The following is a 15,574-nucleotide window of genomic DNA, read 5'->3' as shown; positions in this document are numbered from 1 at the left end:
CGGGGAAAACCTGGATGATCCCGGACGAGCCGGAAACCGGGGAGGGTTTCGATGCGAGCGCCGGATCCAGAGCACGCGCGGACGGTGGACGAGCTCATCGGCGAGCTCCGGTCGTTGAAGGTGTGGGCGGGCGGCCCGTCGATCACGACGGTCACCCAGCGGATCCACGCCGCCCGGCACGCGGCCGGGATCCCGGAAAGCGAATGGCCGGCGCGCGCCACCGTCGGCGACTGCTTCCGGCTCGGCCGCCGCCGGCCCAGCCCCGACCTGATCCTCGCCGTCGTGCGGGCCCTGGCGGGCGACGATCCGCCGGTGCTGCTGCGCTGGCGCCAGGCCCTCGCCCTGGTGCTCGGGGAACGCGGCGCGGCCGGCTGCGTCGGCGCGTGGGACCGGCTCCCGGCGGACGCCGCCGCGTTCATCGGCCGCGCCCGCCTGGTCCAGCGGGTCACCGACCGGTGCCGCACCTCCGCCGGCGCGGTGCTCACCGGCATGGCCGGCGTCGGGAAGACCGCGCTGGCGGTCCACGTCGGCCATCGCGTCCTCGCGGCGGACGGCGACCGGAAAACCCTCTTCGCCGACCTGCGCGGCTTCGACCCGGAAGGGCCGCCGGCGGATCCGTACGCCGTGCTCGAGTCGTTCCTCCGGCTGCTCGGCGTGCCCGGCGCGGCGATCCCGAAGACCGTCGAGGGCCGGACCGCCCTCTACCGGCGGCGGGTGGCGGAGACGCGGGCGCTCGTCGTGCTGGACAACGTCCTCGACGACCGGCAGGCCGAGCCGCTCCTCCCGCGGGCGCCGTCGTGCCCGGTACTGCTGACCAGCCGGACCGCGCTGCGGCGCCTGCCGGGCATGCGCGGCGTCTCGGTGCCGGTGTTCACCCCGGCCGAATCGCTCACCTTGCTGCGGCGGACCGCGGGCGCCGACCGGGTCGACGCCGACCCGGCGACCGCCGCCCGGATCGCCGCGCTGCTGGGCCGGCTGCCGCTGGCCCTGTCCATCATCGGCAGGCACCTGCGGGACCACCCGGACTGGCCGCTCGCCGACTACCCGGCCCCGCTGGCCGAGCTCGCCATGGAAGGCGGGGTGCGGGCCGCGATCGCCCTCTCCGACCGGGGTCTCGACGCCGGGCTCCGCCGGCTCCTGCGGCTGCTGGCCCAGCCACCCGGCCGGGACATCGACGCGGCCGCGGCCGCCGCGCTGGCCGGCCAGGACCCGGACGGCACCCGCGACCGGCTGGAGACCCTGGCGACCGCGCACCTGCTGACCCGCCCGGCGCCGGGCCGGTACGGCCTGCACGACCTGGTGCGCGCGTACGCGGCGGAACGGGCTCGCCTCGACGAGCCGGGCAGCCGGGCGCACGACGCCGTGACCCGGCTGCTCGACCACTACCGCCACCGGGTGGCCGTCGCGATGGACCTCGTGTACCCGTACGAGAAGGACCGCCGTCCCGCGGTCGCCGGCTCGCCCGGCCCCGGGCCGGTCACCGCCGAGGCGGCCCGGGACTGGCTGGACGCCGAGGAAGCCAACGTGGTGGCCGCGGCGGCGCGGCCGGGCCGGCCCCGCCACACGGCGGACATCGCGATGCTCCTGTGGCGGCACCTGCACGTGATGGGCCGCACCACGGTCGCCGTCACCCTCCACGAACGGGCGCTCGAGGCGGTCGCGGAGCTGGGCGACCGCGCGGGCGAGGTCCACGCGCTGAACCACCTCGGCGGCGCGCGCTGGAAGCAGGGGCGCATCGAGGAGGCGCAGCGGCTCTTCGCGCGAGCACTCGGCCTCGCCCGGGAAACCGGCGACCGCGTCAACGAAGGGCGGGCGCTGAACAACCTCGGCATCGTGCACGAGCGGCAACGGCGCACCCGTGAAGCGCTCGCCTGCTACGAGCAGGCCATGGCGATCGCCCGGGAGGTCGGCGACCGCGCCGGCCGGAGCCGGGCCGGGTGCAACATCGGCAACGCCTGCGCGGCGCTGGGCCGCTACGCCGAAGCGCTCGGGCAGTTCCGCGGGGCGCTGGCGATCGCCCGCGAGATCGGCGACCGCGCCAACGAGGCCTACCTGCTCAACAACATCGGCAACGTCCTGCGGCGGCAGGACCACCGTGCCGAAGCGCTCGACCACTTCCGGCGGGCACTGGCGATCGGGCAGGAGCTCGGCGACCGGGAGTACACCGGGCACGCGCTGACGAACATCGGCGCGGTGCACCAGCAGCTGGGCCGTCCCGGCGAGGCGGAGGACTGCCACCGCCGGGCGCTCGGGATCGCCCGCGACGTGGGCAGCCGGACGACGGAAGGCTTCGTGCTCACCAACCTCGGCACGCTCGACCGGCAGCGGGGCCGGCTCGCCGACGCGCTCGGCCACCACCGCGAAGCCCTCGCGATAGCCCGCGAGATCGGCGACCGGTACGTGGAGATCGAGGCGCTCAACAACCTGGGCTCGGCCCTGACCCAGGCCGGCGCGCCCGGCGAAGCGATCGACGCGCACCGGCGGGCGATGTCCCTGGCCGCCGAAGGCGGCGAGCGGTACGAGCAGGCCCGGGCCCTGGCCGGCCTCGGCGCGGCCCACGAGGCCCGCGACGAGCCCGGCGAGGCCCGCGGCCACCGGCGGCGGGCGAGCGCCCTGTTCGGCGAGCTGGGCGTCCCCGAGCCAGCCACCTAGAACACGTTCCAGTAAACCTCGATCCACTCCGCAGTGAATCTTGCCGCCAGAACGAGAACGTGTTTCACTCAACGGCGTGACCGAGACACCACTGGCGGCACCCCTCAACGTCGGTTTCGACTACACGCGCTCGACCGGGCCCGTCCTCGGCCGGTTCGTCACCGGGCTGCGCGAGCGCCGGATCGAAGGCGTCCGCGGCAGCGACGGCCGCGTTCATGTCCCCCCGGTCGAGTACGACCCCGTGACCGCCGAGCAGCTCGGCGAGTTCGTCCCCGTGGGCGACGAGGGCACCGTCGTCTCCTGGTCGTGGTGCCCCGAGCCGCTCGACGGGCAGCCGCTGAGCCGGCCGTTCGCCTGGGCACTGGTCAAGCTCGACGGGGCCGACACCGCGATGCTGCACGCCGTGGACGCCGGGTCACCGGAGAACATCCACAGTGGACAACGGGTGCGCGTGCGGTGGGCCGGGGAGACCGTCGGGCACATCCGGGACATCGCCTACTTCCTGCCCGTCGACGCCGAAGACACCGAGCCGACCGAGCCCGTTCCCCCGGTCGCCGAGCGCGAAGAGGGTGCGCCGGTCAGCGTCGTCATCACGCCGGTGCACCTGAAGTACATGCACTCCGCCTCGCCCGAGGAGAGCCGTTACCTGCGGGGACTCGCCGAGGGCAAGCTGATCGGCCAGCGCTGTCCCGAATGCGGGAAGGTTTACATCCCGCCGCGCGGCGCCTGCCCGACCGACGGCGTGCCGACCACCGAAGAGGTCGAGCTGCCCGACACCGGCATCGTGACGACGTTCTGCATCGTCAACGTCCCGTTCCTCGGCCAGCGGATCAAGCCGCCGTACGTCGCCGCCTACATCCTGCTCGACGGCGCGGACATCGCGTTCCTGCACCTCGTGCTGGGGTGCGACGCCCAGGACGTCAGGATGGGGATGCGCGTGCGGGCGTCCTGGAAGCCCCGCGAAGAGTGGTGGACGTCGCTGGAGAACATCAGCCACTTCGAGCCGACCGGCGAGCCGGACGCGGCCTACGAAACCTTCGCCCACCACCTGTGAGGTCCTGATGCCAGACGTCGCCATCGCGGGCTTCGCCCAGGCCCCCAACGTCCGGGAGACCGAGGGGACCACCAACGGCGTCGAAATGCTCGTCCCCATCTTCGCCGAGGTCTTCGCGCAGACCGGCCTGTCCAAACAGGACATCGGGTTCTGGTGCTCCGGTTCGTCGGACTACCTGGCCGGGCGCGCCTTCTCGTTCATCGCCGCGGTCGACGCGATCGGCGCGTTCCCGCCGATCCACGAGTCGCACGTCGAAATGGACGCCGCCTGGGCACTCTACGAGGCCTGGCTGAAGATCAAGATGGGCGAGGTCGAGACCGCGCTCGTCTACGGCTTCGGCAAGTCCAGCGCCGGGCAGCTGCGCCGGGTGCTCGCCCTGCAGCTCGACCCCTACGTCGTCGCTCCTTTGTGGCCGGACTCCGTTTCGATCGCCGGGCTCCAGGCGCGCCTGGGGCTCGACGCCGGGCTGTGGTCCGAAAAGGACCTCGCCGAGGTCGCCGCCCGCGGCACCGGCAAGGACGTCAGCGAGCTGCTCGACGCGCCCTACCTCGCGGACCCGTTGCGGCGGCACGACATCGCGCCGGTCACCGACGGCGCGGCCGTGATCGTCCTGTCCACTGAGGAACGCGCCCGCGACATCGTCGAGCGGCCCGCGGTGATCGGCGGGATCGAGCACCGCGTCGACTCCCCCGTGCTCGGCGCCCGCGACCTGACCCGCTCGCCGTCCACCGAGGCCGCGGCGAAGGCACTGGACCTCGACGGCGCCGATCTCGCCGAGCTGCACGCGCCGTTCACGCACCAGGAGCTGATCCTGCGCGGCGCGCTCGGGCTCGGCGACGAGGTGCGGGTCAACCCCTCCGGGGGCGCGCTGGCGGCGAACCCGATGTTCTCCGCCGGGCTGGCCCGGATCGGCGAGGCCGCCGCCCGGATCCACCGCGGCGAGTCCCGCAAGGCCGTGGCGCACGCGACGAGCGGCCCCGCCCTGCAACAGAACCTGGTGACCGTGCTGGAGGCCCGATGACCAAGCAGCTCACCGCCGTGCTCGGCACCGGCCAGACGCACCACCGCGCCAAGCGCGCGGACGTCTCGATGCCGGGCCTGCTGCGCGAGGCGATCGACCGCGCGATGACCGACGCCCAGGTCGAGTGGGCCGACATCGACGCCGTCGTGCTCGGCAAGGCCCCGGACCTGTTCGAGGGCGTGATGATGCCCGAGCTGTTCCTCGCGGACGCGCTGGGCGCGACCGGGAAACCCCTGCTGCGCGTGCACACCGCCGGGTCGGTGGGCGGCTCGACGGCGCTGGTCGCGGCGTCGCTCATCCAGGCCGGTGTCCACCGGCGCGTGCTCACGGTGGCGTACGAGAAGCAGTCCGAGTCGAACGCGATGTGGGGCCTGTCGATCCTGCCGCCGTTCCAGATGCCGGTCGGGGCGGGCGCGGGCGGCTACTTCGCGCCGCACGTGCGGTCCTACATCCGGCGGTCGGGCGCGCCCGAGCACGTCGGGGCGATCGTCGCGGCGAAGGACCGGCGCAACGGGGCGCTGAACCCGTACGCGCACCTGCGGCAGGCGGACATCACCGTCGAATCGGTGCGGGCGTCGCAGATGCTGTGGGACCCGATCCGCTACGACGAGACGTGCCCGTCGTCCGACGGCGCGTGCGCGATGGTGCTCGGCGACGAGGCCGCCGGGGACGCCGTCGAGGGCGGCGCGGCGTGGATCCACGCGACGGCGATGCGCACCGAGCCGACCACCTTCGCCGGCCGCGACCAGGTGAACCCCCAGGCCGGGCGGGACGCGGCGGCCGCGCTGTGGGCCGAGGCGGGCATCACCGACCCGATGTCCGAAGTGGACGTCGCCGAGATCTACGTGCCGTTCTCGTGGTTCGAGCCGATGTGGCTGGAGAACCTCGGGTTCGCGCCCGAGGGCGAGGGCTGGAAGGTGACCGAGAAGGGCGAGACGGCGCTCGGCGGGCGGCTGCCGGTCAACCCGTCCGGCGGGGTGCTCTCGTCCAACCCGATCGGCGCGTCCGGCATGCTCCGGTTCTCCGAGGCGGCGAAGCAGGTCATGGGCCGGGCCGGCGACTACCAGGTGGACGGCGCCCGCCGCGCGCTCGGCCACGCCTACGGCGGCGGCTCCCAGTACTTCTCGATGTGGCTCGTCGGCTCCGAAAAGCCCACGGCGTAGCTTTCACGTGAAAGCTACGCCCCCAGGTGGGCGCTTTCACGTGAAAGCGGCGGGTCAGCGGCGGGAGCGGCGCCAGCGGAGGGCGAGCAGGGTGCCGGCCACGCCGGTGAGGACGCCGACCGTGGCCGGCACCGCGATCGGCGGGTCCACCACGACCACCGGGTTCAGCACCACCGGCGCCGGCGGCTGGACCGGCTTCGGCGGCGCGTCCGAGCCGGTCGCGGTCCACGCCGTGACGTAGACGAGCAGCCGCGCCACCAGCGAGATGAAGAAGATGAGGCCGATCACCGAGCCGAACGCGATGCCGGTCGGCGAGTCGCCGATCAGCCGCAGGTAGAACCCGCCGGCCAGCTTGAGCACCTCGAACCCGACGGCCAGCGCGACCGCCCCGCGCACGGCGCTGCGCACGCCCACCTTCTGCCGCGGCAGCCGGGTCAGCACCCACAGGAACACCAGCCAGTCGGCGGCCAGCGACAGCGGCACCGAGGACGCGGACACGAGCTGGTGCCCCCAGCTGGTGTCGTCGAGGCCGGCCAGCCGCAGCAGGTAGCCGCCGAGGGCGGTGCCCGAGATGGTCAGCGTGAACGACACCAGCAGCGCCGCGCTCAGGCCGACCAGCGCGAGCAGGTCGACGGCGATGAGCCGCAGCAGCGGCTGGTCGGAGCGGTTCTGGCCCCACAGCGCGGTCAGCGAGTCCCGCAGCGCGTTCATCCAGTTCCAGCCCGAGTAGAGCCCGATCACCAGGCCGAACGCCCCGACGCTGGTCCGCTGCTCGACGAAGCCGGTGAGCAGGTCGGTGGCCTTGTCGCCGAGTCCCCCGGGCAGCGTCGAGACGATCGCGTGCACCATCGTGTCGAGCAGGTGCGGCTGGCTGGCCAGCACGAACCCGGCGACCGACGACGCGACCATCAGCAGCGGCACCAGCGACAGCAGGCTGAAGTAGGTGATCGAGGCGACGTAGTGGTACCCGCCGCGCTCGATGTAGCGGTTGGTCGCCCGTGCGATGTGGTCGAGCCACCGGTACCGGGCACGCGCCCGGGCCCAGGGGCTCGGGACCTTGGGGGAACTGTTCACGCACACTGTCTACCCAGCCGAAGGCCACTTCGCGCAGGCAACACGCGGTCGAACCATCAGCCCAGGACGACGAGCCCGGTGCCGTCGTCCACCGGGAGCGCGGCGTCCGTCGTCGCGAACACGGTGCTGCCGAGGAAGTCGAGCTCGCAGCCGAGGGTGGCGAGGAACGAGGTGTCGGCGGCGTCGCGCCCGGTGGAGATCCGCAGCATGGTCTGCCGCGGCGCGAGGCGGGTGGCGTCGAAGACGTACCAGTGCCCGTCGAGGCCGGCCTCGAAGACGGCGTGGAAGTCCATCGGGGACAGCCCGGGCGCGTAGACGCCGACGTAGCGCGCGGGGATGTCGAGGAACCGGCACAGCGTGATGCACACGTGCGCGAAGTCGCGGCAAACGCCTTCGCCGGCCAGGAGCGTGTCGATCGCGTCGTCGGTGGCGCGGCCGGAACCGACCACGTAGGACAGTCGTTCGTGGACGTGCCGGACGATCGCGTGGACCTGCTTTTCGGTGCTCCGCAAGGCGAACAGCTCCGGCGGCACCAGCCCGGCGATCCGGTCGGACGGGCAGTACCGGCTCGGCCGCGTGAAGACGGCGACGTCGGTGAGCGTGACCGGCTCCGGTTCGGGCTCGCCCAGCGCGCGCTCGGCGTGGTAGGTGACGCGGTGCTCGCCCAGTGGCAGCTCGAAGACCTCGGCGCGGGTGCCGTGCTCGAACTCGGCGACCCGGCTTTCCCCGTGCCACGAAACGGTGAGCTCCTCGGTGTCCGCGTGCGCGGCGGCGACCGAGATCGCGGCGAACCCGGGTTCGGTGACGCGGATCGAGAACTCGACGTCGACGGTCGCTCGCGGGGCCATCACCTCATGATGTCATCTTTGGCACGATTGCCGGGTGACCGACATCGTGGTGTTCCACTCCGTGCTGGGGCTGCGGCCCGTCGAACGCGGCCTCGCCGACCGGCTGCGGGCGGCCGGGCACGACGTCACCACCCCGGACCTCTACGACGGCCGCACCGCCCCGACACTCGAATCGGGCTTCGCACTGAAGGAGGCCGTGGGCTGGGAAACCATCACCCGGCGAGCCCTCGACGCGGTGCGCGACCTGCCCGCGGAGACAGTCCTGGTGGGCGTGTCGATGGGCGCGGGCGTCGTCCAGGCCGTGCTGCCGCACCGGCCCGCCACCGCCGGGGTGCTGCTGCTGCACGCGCTGGGCGACCTACCCGCCGGAGCCCGCCCCGGCCTGCCGGTCGAGGTGCACGTCGCCGATCCCGATCCGATCGCGCCCCCGGCGCAGGTCGCGGCGTGGCTGGCGGCCGCCACGCGCGCGGGCGCCGATGCCCGGGTGCACACCTACCCGGGCCTCGGCCACTTCTACACCGACGCGGACGGCCCCGACCACGACCCGGCCGCCGCCGACCTCACCTGGGAGCGCGTCCTGGAGTTCCTCAGGCGTAGCGCACCGGGTAGTGCTTGATCCCGTTGAGCCAGCTGGACCGCAGCCGCACCGGCGGCGCCGCCTCCGTGATGCCCGGCATGACGTCGGCGATCGCGTTGAAGATCAGGTCGATCTCCAGGCGGGCCAGGTTCGCGCCGATGCAGTAGTGCGAGCCCGTGCCGCCGAAGCCGACGTGCGGGTTGTCCTCGCGGAGGATGTCGAACTTCTCCGGGTCGTCGAAGACTTCGTGGTCGAAGTTCGCCGAGCTGTAGAACATGCCGACGCGGTCGCCCTTGCGGATCTGCGCGCCGCCGAGCTCGGTGTCGCGCGTGGCGGTGCGCTGGAACGCGACCACCGGGGTGGCCCAGCGGACGATCTCGTCCGGCGCGGTCTTCGGCCGCTGCTCCTTGAACAGCTCCCACTGGTCCCGGTGGTCCATGAACGCCTTCATGCCGTGGCTGATCGCGTTGCGCGTCGTCTCGTTGCCGGCGACGGCGAGCAGGATGACGAAGAAGCCGAACTCGTCCGAGCCGAGCGCTTCGCCGTCGACGTCGGCCTGGATCAGCTTCGTGACGATGTCGTCCATCGGGCACTTGCGGCGGTCCTCGGCCATGTTCCACGCGTAGCCGATGAGCTGCGTGGACGCCTCCAGCGGCTCGACCTCGTACTCCGGGTCGTCGTAGGCGACCATCTGGTTGGACCAGTCGAAGATCTTGAGCCGGTCCTCCTGCGGGATGCCGATCAGCTCGGCGATCGCCTGCAGCGGCAGCTCGCACGCGACGTCGGTGACGAAGTCGCCGCTCCCCTTCTTGCGGGCCTCGTGGGCGATCCGCTCCGCGCGGTCGCGCAGGGTGTCCTCGAGCTTCGCGATCGAGCGCGGCGTGAAGCCCTTCGACACGATCCGCCGCAGCTTGGTGTGCTGCGGGGCGTCCATGTTGAGCAGCACCAGGCGGTTGGCGTCGAGGTTGTCCTCGGTCATGTTCTCGTCGAAGCGGATGATGGCGGTCTTTTCCCGCGACGAGTACAGCGTGCTGTCGCGGGAGACCTCCTTGACGTCCGCGTGGCGCGAGACGACCCAGTAGCCGTCGTCGCGGAACCCCGCGGTGTTGTGCTTCTGGGGGTTCCACCACACCGGTGCCGTCCGCCGCAGCTCGGCGAACTCGTCCACCGGGAGTCGCTGGGCGAGGAGATCGGGATCGGTGAAGTCGAACCCTGCCGGGATGAGCGGAGCGGCCACGTTGCCTCCCACGGTTCGGCTTGGAACACGTTCTAAGTTGGATTGAAGCATACGGTGTTAACCAACGGAAGACCGTTGAGTGAAACCCGTTTACTTGACCGATGAGGGCAGGTGAGCGCACGCTCACCTCAGCAAGATCAAGATGACGTCGATCCTGCGACGGCTTGCCAGAAACGATAACTTGTTCTAGTTTTTGGATCAGTGAACAGTGTTTCCCGACGAAAGGGACGACATGGGCGTGCCGGTCATCGCCGAAGCCGTGCGAACCCCCATCGGCAAGCGGGGCGGGCTGCTGGCCGGCCTGCACGCGGCCGAGCTGCTCGGCGCCGCGCAGCTCGCACTGACCGACCGGGCCGGGATCGACCCGGCACTGGTCGAGCAGCTGATCGGCGGCTGCGTCACGCAGGCGGGCGAGCAGTCGAACAACGTCACGCGCACGGCTTGGCTGCACGCGGGCCTGCCCGAGACGGCGGGCGCGACGACGATCGACGCCCAGTGCGGCTCGGCGCAGCAGGCCACCCACCTGATCGCCGGCCTGATCGCGACCGGCGCCATCGAGGTCGGCATCGCGTGCGGCGTCGAGGCGATGAGCCGCGTCCCCCTGGGCACCAACCGCGCGGGGGCGTCCCCGCGGCCGTCGTCGTGGACGATCGACCTGCCCAACCAGTACGGCGCGGCCGAGCGCATCGCGGTCCGGCGCGGGCTGACCCGGGACGACGTCGACGCGTTCGGCGCGGCCTCCCAGCAGAAGGCGGCGGCCGCGTGGGAAGCCGGGCACTTCGACCGCGAGGTCGTCCCGGTGAAGGCGCCGGTGCTCTCCCCCGAGGGAACCCCCACCGGCGAGACCCGGCTGGTCGGCCGCGACCAGGGCCTCCGCGAGACGACGGCCGAGGGTCTGGCTCGGCTGAAGCCGGTGGTCGAGGACGGCATCCACACGGCGGGCACGTCCTCCCAGATCTCCGACGGCGCGGCGGCGCTGCTGCTGGTCGATTCCGACCGGGCGGCGGCGCTGGGCCTGCGTCCCCGGGCCCGGATCCTCGCGCAGGCCCTGGTCGGCGCGGAGCCGTACTACCACCTGGACGGCCCCATCCGCGCGACCGAACGGGTGCTGTCACGGACCGGCATGACGGTGGGTGACCTGGACCTGTTCGAGGTGAACGAGGCCTTCGCGTCGGTCGCGCTGTCGTGGCAGCAGGTCGTCGGCCCGGATCCGGCGCGGGTCAACGTGAACGGCGGCGCGATCGCCCTCGGTCACCCGGTGGGCAGCACGGGCGCGCGGCTGCTGACGACGGCACTGCACGAGCTGGAGCGCCGGGACGCCTCGACGGCCCTGGTGACGATGTGCGCCGGCGGCGCCCTCGCGACGGCGACCATCATCGAGCGGATCTAGTGTCGTGCGTCCGAGGTTCGTTGACAGCGGCCCACCGATGCGCCCCAATGTGGCGTTGGTTGCGTTGGACGCACCGAACGCCACATTGGGTGCGTTGGACGCACCGAACGCCACATTGGGGCGCTCGTCCCGAACGTGGAAGGCAACTTGCGATGCGCGGCTCTAGCCCGGCAGGTGGGCGTCCACCTCGATCTCGATCTTCATCCGCGGGTCCGCCAGGCCGCACTCCAGCATCGTCGCGGCCGGGCGGACCTCCGCGAACGCCTTGCGCAGCACCGGCCAGCACGGCTCGAAGTCCGCGCGGGACGGCAGCAGGTAGCGCACCCGCACCACGTCGGCGAGGGTGCAGCCCGCCTCCGCCAGTGCCGCTTCGATGTTGCGGACGCACTGGGCCGCCTGCTCGACCACGTCGTCCGAGATCGTCATCGCCGCGTAGTCGAAGCCCGTGGTGCCCGAGACGTACACGCGGTCGCCGTGGACGACCGCGCGGGCGTAGCCGATCCGGTCCTCGAAGGTGGAGCCGCTCAGGATCGCTCGACGTTCGGTCATGCCGCGCACATTAGCTTGTGGCGCTTGTGCTTCACTTCGAAGCATGATCTCGGAGAGCCGCTGCCCGGTTCAGGACGGTGAGCTCCTCGTCCGCCGCGGCGGCGAGGGCCCGGCGCTGCTGCTGATCCCGGGTGGCACCGGGTCGGGTGACTCCTACCGCGCGCTGGCGAAGCAGCTCTACGCGGACTACACCGTGATCACCTACGACCGGCGCGGACACTTCGGTAGCACCGACACCACCACCGGCCCGGTCCCGGTGCCGCTGCAGGCCGACGACGCGCTGGCGGTCCTCGACCACGCCACCGACGGCCCGGCGCTGGTGTTCGGCACCAGCGCGGGCGCGCTGATCGGGCTCGACCTGGTCGCCCGCCACGCCGACCGGGTGAGCGCCCTGGTCGCGCACGAACCCCCGGCGGTGCACCTGATGCCGGACGCGGGCGGCTGGCTCGAAGCGGCGGCCGAACAGGTCCGGCTGGCCCGGTCCGGGGAGCTGATGACCGCCGTGACGCGCTTCGCCGACGCGATCGCGGGCGCGGCCCTGCCCGACCTGCCGAACCTGCGGCTGCCGCACGAGGCCGACTGGATCCGGCTGTTCGACCGCGAGCTGACGGAGTTCTTCGACTACCTGCCGGACCTGCGCGCCCTGCGGCGGGCGAGCACGGAAATCTTCCCGGTGGCGGGCGAGGGCAGCCGCGGGCGGTACCACTACCAGCCGGCGAAGATCCTGGCGCTGGAGCTGGGTTTGCCGTTCACCGAGGTCCCCGGGGCGCACCTGGCGCCGCAGCGGAACCCGGCGAAGTTCGCGGCCGCGCTGCGGGACCTGCTCAGCCCGGAGGCCTGACGGACCATGTGGTCACCGGAGCAGCTGCGGCTCCTGGCTGAAGCCCGGGAACTGGAAATCACCGTCGAGGGCGGCCCGTCGCGGTGGACGCCGATCTGGGTCGTCTGCACCGGCGGGCACGCGTACGCGCGCACCTGGTACCGGCGCGGCACCGGCTGGTTCGGGGCCGCGCTGCGGTCGCGCCGGGCCCGGATCCGCGTGCCCGGCCTGGCCGCCGACGTGACGATCGAAGAGGCCGCGCCGGAGACCACCGCCGAGGTCGACGCGGCCTACCGCGCCAAGTACCCCGGCGGCGCCACCGACGCCATGGTGACCGCCGAAGCCGCCGCGACCACCCTGCGGTTCGACCCGCGGTAGTTCACACCACCCGGACGCCGTCCTTCCAGACCTCCCGGATGTTCGACGCCAGCGCCGGGAAGTCGTACGGGTCGCCCGCCACCACCACGAGGTCCGCGCGCAGGCCCGGCTCCAGGCGGCCCAGCTCGCCGTCCAGGCCCATCAGGCGGGCCGCCGAGGACGTCGTCGCCTCCAGGACGTCCGCCGGGGTCATGCCGCACGCCGCCATCAGGGCCAGTTCCTCGAGGTTCGTCCCGTGCGGGCCCACGCCGCTGTCGGTGCCCATCGCGATCCGGACCCCGGCCGCGTACGCGCGGCGGACCGCGTCGCGGTGCACCTCCACCACCTCGCGCGCCTTCGCCACCACCGCGGCGGGCAGGTCGACGCCCGCGTCGGCCGCGCGGACCACGTTGACCGGGGCGATCAGGGTCGGCACCAGCCAGGTGCCGTGGCCGAGCATCAGCTCGATCGCCTCGTCGTCGAGGTAGATGCCGTGCTCGATGGACCGGACGCCGGCGCGGACCGCGTTCTTGATGCCCGCCGCGCCCTGGGCGTGGGCCATCACCGGGCGGCCCTGCATCGACGCCTCGGCGACCAGCACGTCCAGTTCCTCCGGGCTGAACTGCGAGTGGCGCGGGTCGTCGCGCGGGGAAAGCACGCCGCCGGTCGTGCACACCTTGAGGACGTCGGCGCCCGCGCGCAGCAGCGTCCGCGCCACCCGGCGCATCTCGTCGGGGCCGTCGACCGTGGCGTCCGGGCGGCCCGGGTGCGGTACCAGCAGCGGCACGCACAGCCCGGACGGGTGCCAGCTGTCGCCGTGGCCGCCGGTCTGGCTGATCAGCCCGACCGAGATCTGCAGCCGCGGGCCCGGGATCAGCCCGTCGTCGACCGCCTGCTTGATCCCGAGGTCCGCGCCCGAGGCGTCCCGGACCGTCGTGATGCCGAGCCCCAGCGTCGCCCACAGGTTCCGCGCGGCTTCGTAGAACTGGTAGGAGAACGGCTTCTGCACGCGCGAGAGCAGCCCGATGTCCGACACCGTGACGTGCACGTGGCAGTCGAACAGCCCGGGTAGCAGCACCGCGCCCGCGCAGTCGACGCCCTCGTCGCCGTCGAGGCCGGTGCCGACGTCGACGATCCGGCCGTGCTCGACCACGACGTCGGCCGCCGCCGGCTCGGCGCCCGTGCCGTCGAAGACCGAACCACCGGTGAACACCGTGCGCGTCACGCCGCCTCCACGAGAGCAGTCTTGCGCGGCGCGACCACCGCGGCCGCCGCGAGCACGACGACGTTCACGCCGAGCCCGATCAGGCCGACGTTGACCGTGCCGGCGAAGTGCTTGTCCACAAAGGTCAGCCAGATGACGACGAGCTCGCCCGCGATCAGCCCGGCGAACACCGGGCCCTTGCCGACGGGCACCCGCTTCAGGAAGCCCAGCAGGTTCGCCGGGGCCAGCTGGACCGACCCCGAATAGGTCAGCAACAGGAGGTTGGCCAGCAGGTCCGGCCGGAAGATGCCGAGCACGAGGGCAAGGGTACTCGCGAGCACAACCGTGCCGTGGTTGATCCAGAACTGCTTGCGGCCGCTCGAGACGCGGACTATGTTGCGCGCCACCAGCGACGAGATGCCGATCAGGATCCCGGCCGCCGGCACCATCGCGGTGGCCGTCGCGGCGACCACGATGACGCCGGTGACCCACGTCGGCAGTGCGTCTTTCGACAGCGTCAGCAGTACGCCGTTCGGGTCACTCCCCTTGGGCACCACGAGGATCGCGGCGAACCCGACGACCATCGGCAGCAGCAGGCACAGCTCGTAGACCGGCATCCAGGCGTAGTTGCGCCGCAGCACCTTCGGGTCGCGCGCGGACATCAGCGCCGGCCACGAGTGCGGCAGCGTCATCAGCCCGACGCCGATCGCGCTGACCAGCATGCTCGTCACGAACCAGACGTGGTCGTTCGGTCCACTGTGGACGATCAGCTTCTCTGGGTGCAGCTGTTCGATCTTGTGGAACACTCCTCCGATGCCGCCGGCGAAGTGCGTCGGCACCGCGATGATCAGCACCACCAGCGCGACCAGCATGATGCCGTCCTTGAAGTAGGACGTCGCCGCGACACCGCGCAGCCCGGCCCACAGCACGAACGCGACCACCAGCACGCTGCCGGCGACCATGCTCAGCGTCCCGGACGCGCTGTCGCCGGTGACCAGCCGGACGATCAGGCCCAGCCCGGTGATCTGCAGCTGCAGGTAGGGCAGCACGAACACGACGCCGAGCACCGCGGACAGCGTCCCGAGCGCCCGGCTGCCGTAGCGGTCCTCGAGGAAGTCGCCCTGCGTGAGGTAGCCACGGTCCTTCCCCATCGTCCACAGGCGTTTCGCGAGGAAGAACAGCACGACGTAGGCGATCGGCACGTACGGCAGCGCGTACATCGCGGCGACGCCGCCGGAGAAGGCGAGGCCCGCCATGCCGAGGAAGGTGAAGGTGGTGAACACTTCCCCCGCCTGGAGGAACCACATCGTCACGGCGCCGAACTTCCGGCCGCCGACCGTCCATTCCGCCAGGTCCGCAGCCGGGCGGCGGCGCCCGACGAAGCCGAGCACGCCGATCAGCACGATGCCGGCGAGGGTGAAGGCGAGGATCATCCTTCGTCCTCCCGTCCGCGCATCAGCCGTTCCGACAGCAGCAGCGCCGGGGTGAACATGAGGCACCAGAACGCGCCCCACACGACCATCCGCGGCAGCCCGAGCCACAGCCCGGTGGTGTTGACGAACGGCAGGAACGGCATCAGGACCAGCGCGACGACCGGGAGCAGCGGCGGCCAGTGGTAGCTGCGCACG

Annotated in this window: 15 protein-coding genes; 8 read left to right on the top strand and 7 right to left on the bottom strand. The window is 72.4% G+C overall.

The features are described from left to right. The first annotated feature begins 51 nt into the window (after positions 1-51). The 4 genes from EIY87_RS42800 (at position 52) to EIY87_RS42785 (ending at position 5,890) form a co-directional block, all read left to right on the top strand. Entirely contained in the window at positions 52-2,652 is a 2,601-nt protein-coding gene (locus EIY87_RS42800) for an ATP-binding protein (RefSeq protein WP_125315718.1), read from the top strand. A 76-nt stretch (positions 2,653-2,728) separates the two neighbouring features. After that, complete coding sequence (locus EIY87_RS42795) at positions 2,729-3,706, top strand: Zn-ribbon domain-containing OB-fold protein (RefSeq protein ID WP_125315717.1); 978 nt, start codon at positions 2,729-2,731, stop codon at positions 3,704-3,706. Between the two features lie 7 nt (positions 3,707-3,713). Further along, a complete protein-coding gene (locus EIY87_RS42790) occupies positions 3,714-4,727 on the top strand; it encodes a thiolase domain-containing protein (protein WP_125315716.1) in 1,014 nt (337 codons plus the stop codon). After that, complete coding sequence (locus tag EIY87_RS42785) at positions 4,724-5,890, top strand: thiolase domain-containing protein (protein ID WP_125315715.1); 1,167 nt, start codon at positions 4,724-4,726, stop codon at positions 5,888-5,890. Before EIY87_RS42790 ends, EIY87_RS42785 begins: the two co-directional genes overlap by 4 nt. A 54-nt stretch (positions 5,891-5,944) precedes the next feature. Here the strand turns inward: EIY87_RS42785 and EIY87_RS42780 are convergent, their stop codons facing one another. Together EIY87_RS42780 and EIY87_RS42775 are read right to left on the bottom strand one after the other, a co-directional pair. Next, positions 5,945-6,964, bottom strand: a complete 1,020-nt coding sequence (locus EIY87_RS42780) for a YhjD/YihY/BrkB family envelope integrity protein (protein ID WP_125315714.1) — start codon at positions 6,962-6,964, stop codon at positions 5,945-5,947. A gap of 56 nt (positions 6,965-7,020) precedes the next feature. Next, positions 7,021-7,812 carry a transglutaminase-like domain-containing protein gene (locus EIY87_RS42775; protein WP_125315713.1) on the bottom strand — a complete coding sequence of 264 codons (792 nt, stop codon included), beginning with the start codon at positions 7,810-7,812 and terminating at the stop codon, positions 7,021-7,023. Positions 7,813-7,846: 34 nt separating this feature from the next. Here EIY87_RS42775 and EIY87_RS42770 point away from each other — a divergent pair, with 34 nt between their 5' ends. Beyond that, positions 7,847-8,428 (top strand): dienelactone hydrolase family protein, encoded by a 582-nt coding sequence (locus tag EIY87_RS42770; RefSeq protein WP_125315712.1) that lies wholly within the window; start codon positions 7,847-7,849, stop codon positions 8,426-8,428. Here EIY87_RS42770 and EIY87_RS42765 read toward each other — a convergent pair. Continuing rightward, positions 8,400-9,626: a cytochrome P450 gene (locus EIY87_RS42765; protein ID WP_191984475.1), complete on the bottom strand. Its 1,227-nt coding sequence runs from the start codon at positions 9,624-9,626 to the stop codon at positions 8,400-8,402. The two genes, EIY87_RS42770 and EIY87_RS42765, sit on opposite strands and share 29 nt — an antisense overlap. Positions 9,627-9,858: 232 nt before the next feature. Between EIY87_RS42765 and EIY87_RS42760 the strand changes: the two genes are divergently transcribed. Next, positions 9,859-11,016, top strand: coding sequence for a steroid 3-ketoacyl-CoA thiolase (locus tag EIY87_RS42760; RefSeq protein ID WP_125315710.1), 1,158 nt, complete (start codon positions 9,859-9,861; stop codon positions 11,014-11,016). A 162-nt stretch (positions 11,017-11,178) separates the two neighbouring features. Here EIY87_RS42760 and EIY87_RS42755 read toward each other — a convergent pair whose 3' ends face one another. Next, positions 11,179-11,565: a RidA family protein gene (locus tag EIY87_RS42755; RefSeq protein ID WP_125315709.1), complete on the bottom strand. Its 387-nt coding sequence runs from the start codon at positions 11,563-11,565 to the stop codon at positions 11,179-11,181. 43 nt (positions 11,566-11,608) lie between these two features. On the opposite strand from EIY87_RS42755, the gene EIY87_RS42750 reads away from it, so the two are divergent. Both EIY87_RS42750 and EIY87_RS42745 read left to right on the top strand, forming a co-directional pair. Continuing rightward, positions 11,609-12,406, top strand: coding sequence for an alpha/beta hydrolase (locus EIY87_RS42750; RefSeq protein WP_125315708.1), 798 nt, complete (start codon positions 11,609-11,611; stop codon positions 12,404-12,406). A gap of 6 nt (positions 12,407-12,412) precedes the next feature. After that, the gene (locus tag EIY87_RS42745) at positions 12,413-12,763 is read left to right on the top strand and encodes a DUF2255 family protein (protein ID WP_125315707.1); all 351 of its coding nucleotides are present in this window, start codon (positions 12,413-12,415) and stop codon (positions 12,761-12,763) included. A gap of 1 nt (position 12,764) precedes the next feature. Here the strand turns inward: EIY87_RS42745 and EIY87_RS42740 are convergent, their stop codons facing one another. Genes EIY87_RS42740 through EIY87_RS42730 form a run of 3 tightly spaced genes read right to left on the bottom strand, consistent with a single transcriptional unit; the run spans position 12,765 to position 15,573 of the window. Continuing rightward, complete coding sequence (locus tag EIY87_RS42740; protein WP_125315706.1) at positions 12,765-13,967, bottom strand: metal-dependent hydrolase family protein; 1,203 nt, start codon at positions 13,965-13,967, stop codon at positions 12,765-12,767. Then, the gene (locus EIY87_RS42735; RefSeq protein WP_125315705.1) at positions 13,964-15,379 is read right to left on the bottom strand and encodes a sodium:solute symporter family protein; all 1,416 of its coding nucleotides are present in this window, start codon (positions 15,377-15,379) and stop codon (positions 13,964-13,966) included. Before EIY87_RS42735 ends, EIY87_RS42740 begins: the two co-directional genes overlap by 4 nt. Next, complete coding sequence (locus EIY87_RS42730; RefSeq protein ID WP_191984500.1) at positions 15,376-15,573, bottom strand: hypothetical protein; 198 nt, start codon at positions 15,571-15,573, stop codon at positions 15,376-15,378. Before EIY87_RS42730 ends, EIY87_RS42735 begins: the two co-directional genes overlap by 4 nt. Position 15,574: the final 1 nt, after the last annotated feature.

The organism is Amycolatopsis eburnea, assembly GCF_003937945.1.
Lineage (GTDB): Bacteria > Actinomycetota > Actinomycetes > Mycobacteriales > Pseudonocardiaceae > Amycolatopsis > Amycolatopsis eburnea.
This window is presented reverse-complemented; position numbering and strand designations above follow the sequence as displayed.